The sequence below is a fragment of the Larkinella humicola genome (genome assembly GCF_008727875.1).
In the GTDB taxonomy this organism is placed as follows: Bacteria; Bacteroidota; Bacteroidia; order Cytophagales; family Spirosomataceae; genus Larkinella; species Larkinella humicola.
The window spans coordinates 892326-905521 of the sequence record NZ_VTWS01000003.1 but is presented as its reverse complement, the minus strand read 5'-3'; the positions used below and the strand labels follow the sequence as shown (position 1 = coordinate 905521).

The window sequence follows — 13196 nt, the reverse complement described above, 5'->3', positions numbered from 1 at the left end:
TTGTAACCGGCTTTTTTATGCCATTTCTATTTCAACTTTACTCGGATTAATTTGTGTACTCGAAGCATTTAATACTTCGATTCCAACCAGCGAGCCCGTTTCCGAATAGTCAAGGATAACACCAGGTTTATCTTCATCACTTTCGGCAATCGGTTCATCGCTCAGGCGAATGTAAAGTATATCGGTTTCTTTATCGTATTTCACTTTCATACGTATTTACTTAGTTTAGAAGTTCGATATACCGTTTTAACCAAGTTCGGCGTCTTTTCGGAGTTAACAAATATTCTGACTAGATAATTTTTGCCAGATAAAAGAACCGTGGACTGGTAAATAACTTGTCCAATTCCATCGGGGATTATTTTGTCAGGATTCTCTAAAATCGTATTCACCACTTCTAAAGAAATACCGCGTAAGCTCATTTGTTCGATCGCATGGCGTGATAGTTCGAAACTCCTATTCATTACCCAATCGCCTGATTCAAATCTGCAATCAAATCGTCAACGTCCTCAATACCAACACTTAACCGAATCAGCGTGTCTTTCAAGCCGTTCTTCGCCCGTTCTTCTTTCGGAATGCTGGCGTGCGTCATCGAAGCCGGATGCGTGCAAAGCGACTCGACACCCCCGAGCGATTCGCCCAGCGAAAACACCTCGAAACTTTCCATCACTTTGATGGCTTCCGGGAGCGAATCGCCGTGGAGTTCGAAGGACACCATCCCGCCAAAACCGCGCATCTGCTTCTTCGCCAGTTCGTGCTGCGGATGATTTTCCAGCCCCGGATAATTCACCTGACTCACTTTCGGATGCTGACTCAAAAACCGGGCAACTTGCAGCGCATTTTCGCAGTGCCGCTGCATCCGGATGTGCAGCGTTTTAATGCCGCGCAAAACCAGAAAGCAATCTTGCGGCCCCGGAACGGCCCCGCACGCATTCTGGATAAATTCCAGCCGTTTCGTTAGCTCATCATCGTTCAGAACAATTGCGCCCATCACCGTGTCGGAGTGACCGCCGAGGTATTTCGTCACCGAGTGAAGCACAATATCAGCACCCTGATCCAGTGGATTTTGCAGATACGGCGACGCAAACGTATTATCGACCACCAACAAGGTGTTTTTTGCTTTGGTAATCGCGGCAATGGCTTGAATATCAACGATTCGCAGCAGTGGATTGGTCGGCGTTTCAATCCAGACCATTTTCGTTTCGGGCGTGATAGCGCTCTCCAGTGCTGAAGGATTCTCCAGTCCGATAAAGGTGAATTTGATGCCGTATTCCTGAAAAACCCGCACCATAATCCGGTACGTGCCGCCGTAGAGGTCGTTGCTGGCAATAATCTCGTCGCCGGGTTTGAAAAGCTTCAGAATGGCATCAGTCGCGGCCAGCCCGGATGCGTAGCAAATCCCGTGTTTGCCATTTTCCAGCGCGGCCAGGTTGTTTTGCAAAACCGTTCGCGTCGGGTTTTGCGTCCTGGCGTATTCGTAGCCCTTGTGCTTGCCGGGCGATTCCTGAACATAGGTCGAGGTTTGGTAAATCGGCGTCATGATGGCGCCCGTCGTGGGGTCCGGTTCAATGCCGGCGTGGATGGCTTTGGTTGCGAATTTCATACCCGAATGTAACACGGTTTTGGAAACCGTGCCAGTCATTGCCATGAAAAGCTGTAAGTTTGGTGCGTGAAGACGGTACTACTCAAAGCATTTTCGGGACCAGCACTGGCGGGATTGGTCCTGTCGGTGGCCCCCCTCCTGTTCAGTTCGGCGCTGACGTATCTGACCATTTCGAACGAAGAAACCGTTGCTCAATTTAACGGCTGGGAATGGCTGCTATTAACCATCGCCTGTTGCCTGACGTCGACGTTTGCCCTGACGCCACCGACCTTTCTAGCACTAATATTTGGTTATTTTCTGGGCTGGAATGCTTTGCTGCCGCTTTTTGCGCTCAATATGGTTTGTATCTTACTGGTCAATAAACTGGTAAGCTGGTTCGATCAGGACCGGTTTTTGCATTTCATCGAGCAAAATCCCAAGGCCAAAAACGTCCTGGAACGCATTCGGGAGCAGGAATTGAAGGTGATCTTTTTTACGAAATTATCACCGGTTTTGCCTTTTGCCGTGACGAATCTGGTGTTTGCCCTGTCGGGTGCGCGGTTGAACAATATTTTGCTGGGCGGTTTTCTGGGCATGATTCCGCGAACCCTGATTGCGGTCTGGACGGCAAAGCAAGCCAAAGAAATCCGGGCATTAGTCGAAGATCCAAATGCCGGCAATGAAACGCAGCTTCTCATTGGGATTCTGCTGTTGGCGTCGGTTGTTGGGTTATTTGTCGTCTTGAATCGGGCCTTAAACCGTTAAAGAATCTTCCCTACGCGTTCGAGGAGTCGGTTGTGACCGGTTTTTAAGACCGTCAGTTCATATGCGTGTAATTTTTGGCTCAATGGTTTGATGTATGAAACCGGCAGCACCTGATCAAAATGTCCGGCAAAAAAACGCACGCGTACCGGGTGATTATTCAAAGTCTCGCTCAGTTTTCGATGATTGAACTGTAATTTCCGGAAATACACCCAGGCATTATACACCGATTCCCGCTGTTCCGGCGTAGCAAGCGTACTTTCGGCGAACCGCAGGACACTGCGATTGATAAGCCCCAACGCTAAAAAAAGCAACCCAAACCGGTGAAAAAGCGGCATATGCTTCAGGAAATACCGAAAAAGCCGCCGACCCAGACCGGTATTCGTTGCCATTTGGTACCAGGGACTAATCGTAATGCCATCGGGTGCCAGCAAAATGAGTTCGGTGGTGTGTTTAGGAAAAGCCTCGGCGGTGGCCAGCGCAAAACGACCGCCCATGCTGAACCCCAAAACGGCGAAGCGATTGATCTGGTATTGATGCAGAAAAGCCTGAATGATTTCCTGAAACCGTTGTTTGGTCAGCACATCGTCAGAAACCGGAGCGGGTTGGGAGCCGTGAAAAAACAGATCGAAGGCATACACCGCAAACCGTCCTTCCAGTTGCTGCGCCAGCGGTTCAAAGGCCCGGTGATCCTGACCAATTCCGTGGAAAGCCAATAAGGGAACGGGGCCGTTTGACAGCTTGAAAACCGGGAGCATGGCCAAACATACAATAAACGACTGTTCCCGGCAAGCCAGAGCCTGCCGGGAACAATGTAGTGGGCCAAAAAAGACTTAATCCTGCATCAGCAGGTACGATTTGATAAACCCGTCGAGGTCACCGTTCAAAACCGCATCGGTATTGGACGTCTGGTAACCGGTGCGGTGATCTTTCACCCGGCGGTCGTCGAGAACGTAACTGCGGATTTGGGAGCCCCACTCGATTTTCTTTTTGCTGGCTTCCACTTCCGCGCGGGCCGCATTGCGTTTTTCAACTTCGATCTGGTACAGTTTCGATTTCAACAGCCGCATCGCCACTTCCTTATTCTGCAACTGGCTCCGCTCCTGCTGGCATTCGATGATCAGACCCGAGGGCCGGTGACGCAGCCGTACGGCGGTTTCGACCTTGTTGACGTTCTGACCACCCGCGCCACCCGACCGGAAGGTATCCCAGTCGATGTCAGCCGGATTGACTTCAATCTCAATCGAATCGTCGATGAGCGGATACGCGTAAACGGAAGCAAACGACGTATGCCGACGGGCGTTGGCGTCGTAGGGGGAAATCCGCACGAGCCGGTGAACGCCGTTTTCCGATTTCAGGAAACCGTAGGCCAACGGGCCGTCCACTTCCAGCGTGGCGGATTTGATCCCGGCTCCGTCGCCAGGCTGATAATCCACCTGTTTGACCTTGTAGCCGTGTTTTTCGGACCACATCAGGTACATTCGGTAGAGCATATCGGCCCAGTCCTGGCTTTCGGTTCCGCCCGCACCCGAGTTGATTTCCAACACTGCACTGAGCTGGTCTTCCTCGTTGCTGAGCATTTTCTTCAGCTCCAGATCGTCGAGCGCGGCTTTCACTTTTTCGCCCTCGGCGTCAACTTCTTCTTCCGTAACGTCGCCCGCTTCGTAAAATTCATAAAGCGTTTCGAGGTCGCCCACCAGGGCATCGACATGCTCGAAACCGCCCGTCCAGCCTTTCAGGGCGCGGACCTGCTTCATGGTTTTCTCGGCACCTTCGGCGTCCTGCCAGAACTCCGGTTGGGTTGTTCGGTCTTCTAAATCAGCGAGTTGTTCTTTTTTGCTATCGTAGTCAAAGATACCCCCTCAGGGCCTCTACTCTGGCCCTCACGTCCTTTAATTGGTCGGTCGTCATATGCGTGAAAAAATAATTGAATGGTGAATGTCTTACTAATTAGCCTGCAAAGATACGATTTTGCAAACCGCTATCCGAACCCAACAAAAAAGCGGATGATTTCATCCGCTCGAAGGTCTATATACAAAACCGGTTAAATACCTTTTTGTTGAACATCGAGGACCAGAGCAATCGGAACTTCCATGAGTTCGGCAATCTGTTCGATGGATAGTGATTTCTTATGGAGAAACGAGAAAATCAACTCCCGACGGGCCTGTTCTTTGCCTATCTTGACTCCATTTTCCATACCTTCCCGTACACCTTCTTTTATCCCGGTTTTTATTCCTTCTTCCCGGCCTTTGATATAAAGCCGATCGATGGTGATGTCGAATCCGTGTGCCATGGTTTCTGCTTCTTCTGAAACGATTGAATTAAAATTACGGAGTTGGGACAAGATTTCCAACTGCCGGATAAATTTGCCCAACTGGAGATGATCGGGCGCTAACCGATGCAAATTCAGTAAAATCTGGCTGATAATCTCACGCGGTTTTTCCTGCTGAAAATCCGCTAAAATCGTCAGGATCAGCTCTTCCGGTTTTTCGGAATTGATAAAGTGCTGATACGGAATTTCACTCAGATTGACGAGCGTGAACTGATACCGCAAGGTCCCGGTTTCCAATTGAACCGGCATTCGGGCGTGGCCTTCACCAATGTAAAAGACGTATTGCCGAACCAGGATTTTGTATTTCCGCAGCATCATGGCGGCATATTCCAGCATCCGGTACACCATATCCGGCGTGTCGGTGGTTTGAATCTCGATGTGGAGAATATAGGGATCATTCGCCACATCGACGACTTTCTTTAAAAAGTCGGGAATCCGTTCGACGGTTCGCTGCAATTTCTCGGGCAAATTTTCTAACCTTACCGGATTCAGACCGACGGTTTTCCGAACCAGAGGCAAGATGATTTCAGCCAGATTTTCCCGAAAAATTTTATCGTAATCCTGTAACATGTATGCACAGTTTCAAAGCGGTTTCTCCTTAGACGGGAAAGGATGCGGAAAGTAATGCGGAAATAGGTTGTGATTGAAACCGGGGCGGAGTAGAAGTAGGTGGTAAATCAACTTTTCAAACTAACTTTGCGTTCCCCTGATAGAGTTACGGTTAATTCTACTATTCATTAACATTCCGCAAATTATGGCATCACAATATGATGTAATTGTTCTTGGCAGCGGCCCCGGAGGCTACGTAGCTGCTATTCGCGCGTCGCAGTTGGGTATGAAAACCGCCATTGTCGAACGCGAAAGTCTGGGTGGAATCTGCCTGAACTGGGGTTGTATCCCAACCAAAGCCCTGCTGAAAAGCGCACAGGTTTTTGAATACATCAAACATTCTGAAAATTACGGTATTACCATCAGCGGTGAAGCAAAACCGGACTTTGGTGCGGTGATCAAACGCAGCCGGGGTGTCGCCGACTCCATGAGCAAAGGGGTTACCTTCCTGATGAAGAAAAATAAAATCGATGTTCTGTTCGGAAACGGAAAAGTAAAACCGGGTAAGAAAATCGACGTAACGGATAAAGACGGTAAAACCGCCGAATACGAAGCCAAACACATCATCATTGCCACCGGTGGCCGCGCCCGCGCCCTGCCTGCCGTGCCGATCGATGGCGAAAAAGTGATCGAATACCGCAAGGCGATGTCGTTGACAAAACAACCCGAATCGATGCTGGTGATTGGTTCCGGGGCCATCGGGGTCGAATTTGCGTATGTGTATGCTTCGATGGGCACGAAAGTGACCATTGTCGAGTTTATGCCGCGCATTGTGCCGGTCGAAGACGAGGAAATCTCGAAAGAACTGGCTAAAAATTACAAGAAACTGGGCGTCGATATTTATACGAGTTCGGAAGTAACGAAAGTCGATACGAGCGGAAAACTCAGCAAAGTATACGTCAAGACGCCGGATGGCGAAAAGACGTTTGATGTGGAAGTGGTGCTGTCGGCGGCTGGCGTAGTGGCCAACATCGAAAACATCGGTCTGGAAGAAACCGGGATCAAAACCGAAAAGGGTAAAATCACCACGGACGACTTTTACCGCACGAATGTGGACGGTTATTACGCCATCGGCGACTGTACCAAAGGCCAGGCGCTGGCCCACGTGGCCTCAGCGGAAGCCATCATTTGTGTGGAAAAAATCGCCGGTCTGGACCACGTCGAACCGATGAACTACAACAACATTCCGGGTTGTACGTACTGCACGCCGGAAATTGCGTCGGTTGGCTACACGGAGGCTGCGGCCAAGGAAGCCGGTTATGACATTCTGGTGGGTAAATTCCCCTTGTCAGCATCAGGAAAAGCCAAAGCCGCTGGTGCACCGGAAGGCTTCGTGAAAGTGATTTTCGACAAAAAATACGGCGAGTGGTTAGGTGCTCACTTCATCGGGTACAACGTTACGGAAATCATTGCCGAGGTGGTGGCTGCTCGCCGGTTGGAGACGACGGGTCATGAAATCCTGAAAGCGGTTCACCCCCACCCGACCATCTCCGAATCCATCAAGGATGCGACAGAAGCGGCTTACGGAGAAGCAATTCACCTCTAAGTCAGGACAATAGAGTTTTAGCTTTTTACAGAAATGCCGTCGGGAACGTTATCCCGGCGGCATTTCTGTTTTTACGATTCAGCTAGCGAAATGTGCAGTTGAACAGGCTGAACTTCCGTTTGCTGATTGGTCTGCTTTCGGCCTGCCCCCGCCTGCCTATCTTTGCCGAACGGTTTTTAAAACCGGTATACCAACAACAAATACCGCTAAACACTCATGAAAAAACCAGTACTGTTCTGGTTGGCAGCCACCTTCTGCGTCGCGGCCAATGCCCAAGACCTCATGACCGGCCCACTTTCCGGCGTATCTACCCAGTTGAAACCCGTCAAAACCGGAAATGCGCAGTTCATTCAGAAAATCGAAGCGTCTCAACCCAATTACCGGGCAACGTTTTCGGTGACCAAAACCAGCGATAAAGGCAAAGGAGATGAAAATACGTATTTTCTGAATCTATCGGATCTGGACGTCTCAACGGTAACGTATAAGGTTGAGCGAGACGTCATTGCGGTTTTGGCCGATACCAAACAACACCGCAAATTTGTTCGCTACAGCGAGAACGGCGAGTTGAAAAACCTGACCGACCGCGTTAAACTCTACGCCGATAATCCGGACATCGCCAAAGCACTCGTTGAGTCGTTGAAAAAGGTGATTCTGGCTGCCGAAAAAGCCTACAAACCCGCCCGGACGCCCGATACGCTGGACGAGTTGCGCCAGTGGTTGAAAGCCAACATTGGCAACGAAGCCATCGGTTCTGACAAATACGAACAGGCACTTACCTTCGATTTTGATAATCCGCTGCGGGCGGTTTTCCGCCGGAGCGAAGTGGGCGGAAAAGGGTCGGCCTCGTCGGAAACCTTCTCATTTAACCTCGGTGATCTGGGACTGGAAGGACTGCAAATAGAGACTAAAGGCAAGCGGTTTGAGCTGTCGCTGGTGGTTCAGCAAAAGCAGAAGCTGATGGGTTATGCGAAAGACGGAAAACTGGATAATGTCGTTCAGACGTTTGAAATCATCAGCGGTGATGCCGACAAAATCCGGGATGTGGCTGCCGCCTGGCGCAAACTGATCCCGCTGGCAGTCAAGCAACTGGAGTCTAAAAAGCCGGTTTTTGCCGCGATGCCCGCAGCGCAGAAATACCTGGAATCGAGCATCCAACCGGCTAAAACAAACGACCGCACGATTGAGCAGAGCCTGAAACCGGACTGCATCTGTACGTACACCCGGCGCGAAACCTACAATAAAAACAATACCGAAGAGGTTTATGAGTTCAATCTGGCCGATCTGGCAGAGAAAGGTGCCAAACTGGGCGTCGATAAAGAACTCTACACCATCGATCTGAAAACGCGCGACAACCGCCGGTTTATTGGGTATACCAAGAATGGTGTTCGTCAAAATTATGTATCCGAAATCGAACTGGCGTCCGACAATCTGGAGAACGTCCGATACATGTCACAGGCGTTTGAAAAAGCCGTTCAGGCCTGTGCGCAATCCCGGAAAAGCCCGGTGCCAACGGCTGGTCAACAAGCCCGGCTGGACTGGATTTCGCAGCAACTTCCCAAAGAATCCGCTGAAAAAGATCCGGTTACGTATACGCTGACGGCCGAAAATGGTACCTGCGATCTCAAGCTGACGGTGGCGCAAGGCGGCCGGAAAGTATCGGAACTCGTGTATGACCTGGCCTTGAAAGACCTGAATGCGGATGCCACCAGCTTCGATGTCGACGGCAAAACGGTCTACGTCAGCCTGGTGACCAAAGGAAAAGAAAAACTGGTGAAAACCTTTAAAGACGGAAAGCCTTCCGACTACGTCCACACCGTAAAAATTCAACTGGGTGATATTGAAAAAGGCCGCTACGTGGCCGAAGCCTTCAGGCAGTTGATTCGGAACTGCGTCTCGAATTAACAACATCCACACCTTCTGTTTAGGGTTTGGCATGAACGGTTTTGGGTCGATCGTTCATGCCAAACCTTTTTTGCCTTTCAAGCTACAGGAACGTGCGTTACTCTAACCGTCAGGCCGGAATGATTTCAACCGGCAGCTCACCCGTCAGGTTTTTGACCAAGTCCGCTACGTGAACGACGACGGCTTTCATGTCCTCTGCCGAGGGCGCATCAACATGCGGTATTGTTTCGAAGGTTGCCGTAAGATGATCCTTTTCAGCCGCTAAGGAAAAGCGGAAATCCAGCAGTTCTACCTCGACTTTTTCGTCGTCACTCATCTCTACCGACTGAATGATCCGGTGGCCGGGATTGAGCTCAAATTCATCGTTCCAGAGCTGCCGGATGCGTTTATACACTTTTTCGATCGTTGTATCCATGATTGGGAATTGAATTTTATAGCGCAATATAAGCAGCACCGCCGTTTTTTTTCACGCAAAAGCGATGGATGGGTATGCAAAAACCAGATGATGAGCCGTTTATATGAAATACGACGGGCTCTATGAAAAGGTATCTACTTCTGATCTTCTGGGCATTGCTGAATCTGGCAGCGGTTTCGGATGCGCTGGCCACCCACGTTCGGGCGGGCGAAATTACGACCCGGCGGGTGTCGTCTACGTCGCTGACCTACGAAATCACCTTAACGGTTTATTACGACGTCACACGCGGCCCCGGGGGGGGCTATGATGCTGCTCTTGCACAACGGGATGTCAATTTCTGTTTCGGCGTTGGGCAGCAAATGCGCCGGGTGCCCCGGGTCGATGCCGAAACCCGAAACATCAATGCCAATACCACCATCAACATGTACCGGACCACCTATACCTATTCGGGGCCCGGTGTCTATGACATCAGTTGCACCATCGTTAACCGGAACGAAGGAACCCGTAATATTCCCGTTTCGATCAATACCAGCTTTAAACTGCGGACCACCATTGTGGTGAATGCCAATCTGGGGCTCAACAGCACCCCGGTTTTGTTGAATCCCCCGTTGGATTCGGCCCGCGTGGGCCAGAAATGGTGCCACAACCCGGCGGCTTTCGATGCTGATGGCGATAGTTTGGCCTACCGGCTTTACACGCCTTCCGGGAAAATAAACGAGACCGACGATGCTTCCTGCGACCTGGGTTTTGTGGCCGGTTATTCGGACCCGACGACCATTGGTCTCAATCGGGTCAATGAAGCCAATACCGGCCCGGCGACCCTGACAGTCAACGCCCTGACCGGTGATGTCTGCTGGGACGCACCGGCCGAAGTAGGGCAATATAACATTGCATTCATTGTGGAAGAATGGCGGGATGGTGTCAAAATCGGCGAAATTGTCCGGGATATTCAAATCATTGTGACGCCTTCCGTCAACAAGCGTCCGGAACTGAGGGTACCGGAAGACCTCTGTGTGGAGGCCGGGACGCTCATCAACCAGACCATTACGGCCACCGACCCCGACGGAAACCGGCTCGAACTGACTGGCTACGGTGGCCCGTTCAACAAAGGTCCCAACAATGCCACCGTTCAACTGGTGGCTCCACCAGCCGCTACGCTGACGCCAGCGGGCGTTCAGAACAGTCCCGCAACCTCGGCTTTTCGCTGGCAAACCAACTGTGCCCACGTCCGGGCCGAACCGTACGATGTCATTTTCCGCGTTGTCGATTTCCCGCAAAGAGCGGGTCAGACTCAACTGGCAACACTCGAATCGTTCCGAATCAGGATTTATGCCCCCAAACCCCAGAATCTCACCGCCCGCCCGACCACGGACCCGGCCGGACGCGCCATCATTCTCAATTGGGCCGCCTATGCCTGCGGGGTTTCGGCGCTGCCGTCGGGCACGCAAATGGCTATTTATCGCAAGGAAGGCTGTGAGAATCTCACCCTCGACCCCTGCACCGAGGCCGGTCTGCTGGCGTCGACCGGTTATGTGAAAATTGGCGAAGTACCGATCGACCAAACCACGTTTACGGATAACAATTCCAGTCAGGGACTACCGCGGGGTGTGCAGTATAGCTACCGGATTGTGGTTATTCTACCGCGTCCTAACAACGGCCAAAGTGCGGTTTCCGAGCAGATTTGCGTGACCCTGCCCCAACAGGTGCCGCTGATTACCCACGTTACGGTCGACAGTACCTACGATACCCGGGGCGTTGTCACGGTTCGCTGGACCCGCCCGCCCGGTGTCGACCCCAACGATGGCACTGGCCCGTTCCAATACCGCCTTTTCCGGGCTACCGGCCTCACGGGCACCAACTTTACCCAGATTGCGGTCATCAGCACCACGCTGCAGCCTGGCGTTGCGGATACGGTGTATACCGACCGCGGACTGAATACGGTGGCGAATGCCTATCGCTACCGTATTGAATTTTACTTTACTGACCCGGCTTCCGGCCAGTTGCAGCGGCTCGATGCGACGGAAAACGCCAGTTCGGTTCGGCTGACGGCCACCCCCGGCATGCGACGCATTCAGCTTGCCTGGGAAGCCAATGTGCCGTGGAGCAATGACAACCAGCAACATCGCGTGTACCGCAGCAAAACCGGCCTCAACGGCCCGTTCAACCTGGTGGCCGTGGTTCCGGTTACCACGGCAAATAGCTATACATATACCGATCAGGGGGCCGATACGTACGCGGCCGATGGTATTCAGCCCGTCACGATGTCGGTCGATAGCAATTACTGTTACCGGGTGGAAACCGTAGGGCGGTATTCGGCTCCGCTGACGACGATGTTGCTGAACAATTTCTCGCAGGGCGTGTGTGCAATGCCCATCGACACGACCAAACCGTGCCCCCCACAGTTGGCCATCGATACGCTCAATTGCGCCAGTCTGACACCCGAAGCGTTCTGCAACCAGACGACCTTTGCCAACACGTTAACGTGGCAAAGGCCGACCACGGGCGAGTGTGACCCAAACGTAGTCAAATACAATATTTATTATGCGCCCTGCGAAGGCCAGGAGCTGGTTTTGCTGGCGTCGGTGAACGCGCCTACGATGACCTATCGGCACGAAAATCTGACTTCCTTTGCGGGGTGTTACGAAGTCCGGGCGGTGAGTCGGAGTGGTCAGGAAAGTGTGGCTTCCAACCGGGTTTGTAAGGACAATTGCCCGTATCTGATGATGCCAAATGTGTTTACGCCCAACGGCGATAGCAAAAATGACGAGTTTCAGCCTATGCAATGCCCCCGGTTTGTGGAGTCGGCCGAATTGATCATTGTAAACCGGTGGGGTGTACAAGTTTATCAGAACAACAGCGTCGATGGCGCGCTAACCTGGAATGGTACCAACAGCCGCGGTCAGGAATTGCCGGGCGGTTTGTATTACTACCAGATTCGGGTGAAATTCACGCGGCTGAATTGCGCAGCACCCGAGGAAATCTACAAAGGCTGGGTGGAGATTCTGAGAGAATCCGGCGGAACGAATTAATGAAGCGGTTTTGGGTTCTAAAGGGCCTGAATTTTAGGTGGTCCTACGGATTTACCGAAACCGCGAAGGGAAATCCCAATGACCCTGATCTCTTTTTCAACCAGGTACTGGTATTGATATCTATACAACCATATTGCGCGATCATTTCGCATAGAAAATCGCTAGCTGTTCCAGTCGCTGTTGAACAAGCGCGCTCTTCATGGGCTCGAATCTGGCCAGCTCGACGCCGTCTTTGGTGACGACCACATAAAACGGCTGATTCAACCGGGTGGTGAGGTGATAGATGGTTGCCAGTTCAGCGATGTCTTCAGACCAGGCCGCCATGGCATACAATGAGGCATACGGCGTCTTCGCGAGCTTTCGGTAGACTTCCGGTGCCAGGCTGATCGGCACGGCTTTGCCGCTTCGGAAACGGGTTTGTTCCAGCAGCGAATCGATATAGGGATCGACGGGCACGTTCATCGTGCGCCAAATACCGTTGGTGAACGCTGTCGGTTCACCAACGGACTGTTTTTCGGCCGCCTGCGGGGTGACCCCCATCACCACATCGACGATGTGGGTAGCCTCGTGCAGCAGCACGTAAATAATGGCATCCAGATTTCCGCCTTCAATGCGTAGTTTGTAGTCAGCATCATCTGCCGGTTTGAAGCAGGTATTTTCTTTCCACGATGCCCATTCTGAAATGGTCTCGTCCAGTAAACCCGCCCGAAAGGTAATGTTGAACAGCTTCGGCACGCCAGCGGAATCAACCGGAGATGTCAATGCCGTGTTCGGCATGTTATCCATAAAGCTGATGCTGTGCAGATGCTGTTTCAAAATCCGCTGATGCAACGGTGGCAACAGCGCGAACGCATTCTTCACCTTGTCTTTCTGGGCGGGCGTCAGGCCATGATCGACGGGCTTCATGCCGGCTTCGCGAAACATCTTGAAAACGCTTTCAGGTGCAATTCGTATCCGCTGAGACGGGTCATTTCTGTAGGTGACGTCCGACTTTTGCGCTTTGGTAAATGCGGAGAAAAACA

At 51.7% G+C, this 13196-nt stretch carries 12 protein-coding genes; 4 read left to right on the top strand and 8 right to left on the bottom strand.

From position 1 onward, the window contains the following. Window positions 1–15: 15 nt before the first annotated feature. Genes F0P93_RS15830 through F0P93_RS15820 form a run of 3 tightly spaced genes read right to left on the bottom strand, consistent with a single transcriptional unit; the run spans window position 16 to window position 1600 of the window. Window positions 16–210: a DUF2283 domain-containing protein gene (locus tag F0P93_RS15830; protein WP_150877500.1), complete on the bottom strand. Its 195-nt coding sequence runs from the start codon at window positions 208–210 to the stop codon at window positions 16–18. Further along, the gene (locus F0P93_RS32025) at window positions 207–461 is read right to left on the bottom strand and encodes a DUF4258 domain-containing protein (protein WP_150877498.1); all 255 of its coding nucleotides are present in this window, start codon (window positions 459–461) and stop codon (window positions 207–209) included. The genes F0P93_RS15830 and F0P93_RS32025 overlap by 4 nt, the downstream gene beginning before the upstream one ends. Then, window positions 461–1600, bottom strand: coding sequence for a cystathionine gamma-synthase (locus F0P93_RS15820; RefSeq protein WP_150877496.1), 1140 nt, complete (start codon window positions 1598–1600; stop codon window positions 461–463). Before F0P93_RS15820 ends, F0P93_RS32025 begins: the two co-directional genes overlap by 1 nt. A 66-nt stretch (window positions 1601–1666) precedes the next feature. Here F0P93_RS15820 and F0P93_RS15815 point away from each other — a divergent pair, with 66 nt between their 5' ends. After that, window positions 1667–2344 carry a TVP38/TMEM64 family protein gene (locus tag F0P93_RS15815; RefSeq protein WP_150877494.1) on the top strand — a complete coding sequence of 226 codons (678 nt, stop codon included), beginning with the start codon at window positions 1667–1669 and terminating at the stop codon, window positions 2342–2344. Here F0P93_RS15815 and F0P93_RS15810 read toward each other — a convergent pair. From F0P93_RS15810 to F0P93_RS15800, 3 genes are all read right to left on the bottom strand, one after another. After that, window positions 2341–3099, bottom strand: coding sequence for an alpha/beta fold hydrolase (locus tag F0P93_RS15810; protein WP_150877492.1), 759 nt, complete (start codon window positions 3097–3099; stop codon window positions 2341–2343). The two genes, F0P93_RS15815 and F0P93_RS15810, sit on opposite strands and share 4 nt — an antisense overlap. Window positions 3100–3174: 75 nt before the next feature. Next, window positions 3175–4252 (bottom strand): peptide chain release factor 2 gene (gene prfB / locus F0P93_RS15805; protein WP_150877490.1). Its coding sequence is split into 2 segments (ribosomal slippage): window positions 3175–4191 and window positions 4193–4252, totalling 1077 coding nucleotides; the frame shifts between segments, so codons are not numbered across the junction. 133 nt (window positions 4253–4385) lie between these two features. Next, the gene (locus F0P93_RS15800; protein ID WP_150877488.1) at window positions 4386–5243 is read right to left on the bottom strand and encodes an RpnC/YadD family protein; all 858 of its coding nucleotides are present in this window, start codon (window positions 5241–5243) and stop codon (window positions 4386–4388) included. Window positions 5244–5427: 184 nt separating this feature from the next. On the opposite strand from F0P93_RS15800, the gene lpdA reads away from it, so the two are divergent. Continuing rightward, complete coding sequence (lpdA, locus tag F0P93_RS15795; RefSeq protein WP_150877486.1) at window positions 5428–6828, top strand: dihydrolipoyl dehydrogenase; 1401 nt, start codon at window positions 5428–5430, stop codon at window positions 6826–6828. 216 nt (window positions 6829–7044) lie between these two features. After that, on the top strand, window positions 7045–8730 hold the full coding sequence (locus tag F0P93_RS15790) for a hypothetical protein (protein ID WP_150877484.1): 1686 nt from the start codon (window positions 7045–7047) through the stop codon (window positions 8728–8730). 109 nt (window positions 8731–8839) lie between these two features. Here the strand turns inward: F0P93_RS15790 and F0P93_RS15785 are convergent, their stop codons facing one another. Next, window positions 8840–9145, bottom strand: a complete 306-nt coding sequence (locus F0P93_RS15785; RefSeq protein WP_150877482.1) for a hypothetical protein — start codon at window positions 9143–9145, stop codon at window positions 8840–8842. A 122-nt stretch (window positions 9146–9267) separates the two neighbouring features. Between F0P93_RS15785 and F0P93_RS15780 the strand changes: the two genes are divergently transcribed. Then, window positions 9268–12174, top strand: a complete 2907-nt coding sequence (locus tag F0P93_RS15780) for a T9SS type B sorting domain-containing protein (protein WP_150877480.1) — start codon at window positions 9268–9270, stop codon at window positions 12172–12174. Window positions 12175–12315: 141 nt separating this feature from the next. Here the strand turns inward: F0P93_RS15780 and F0P93_RS15770 are convergent, their stop codons facing one another. Further along, the gene (locus F0P93_RS15770) at window positions 12316–13098 is read right to left on the bottom strand and encodes a hypothetical protein (RefSeq protein ID WP_225309501.1); all 783 of its coding nucleotides are present in this window, start codon (window positions 13096–13098) and stop codon (window positions 12316–12318) included. Window positions 13099–13196 lie beyond the last annotated feature (98 nt).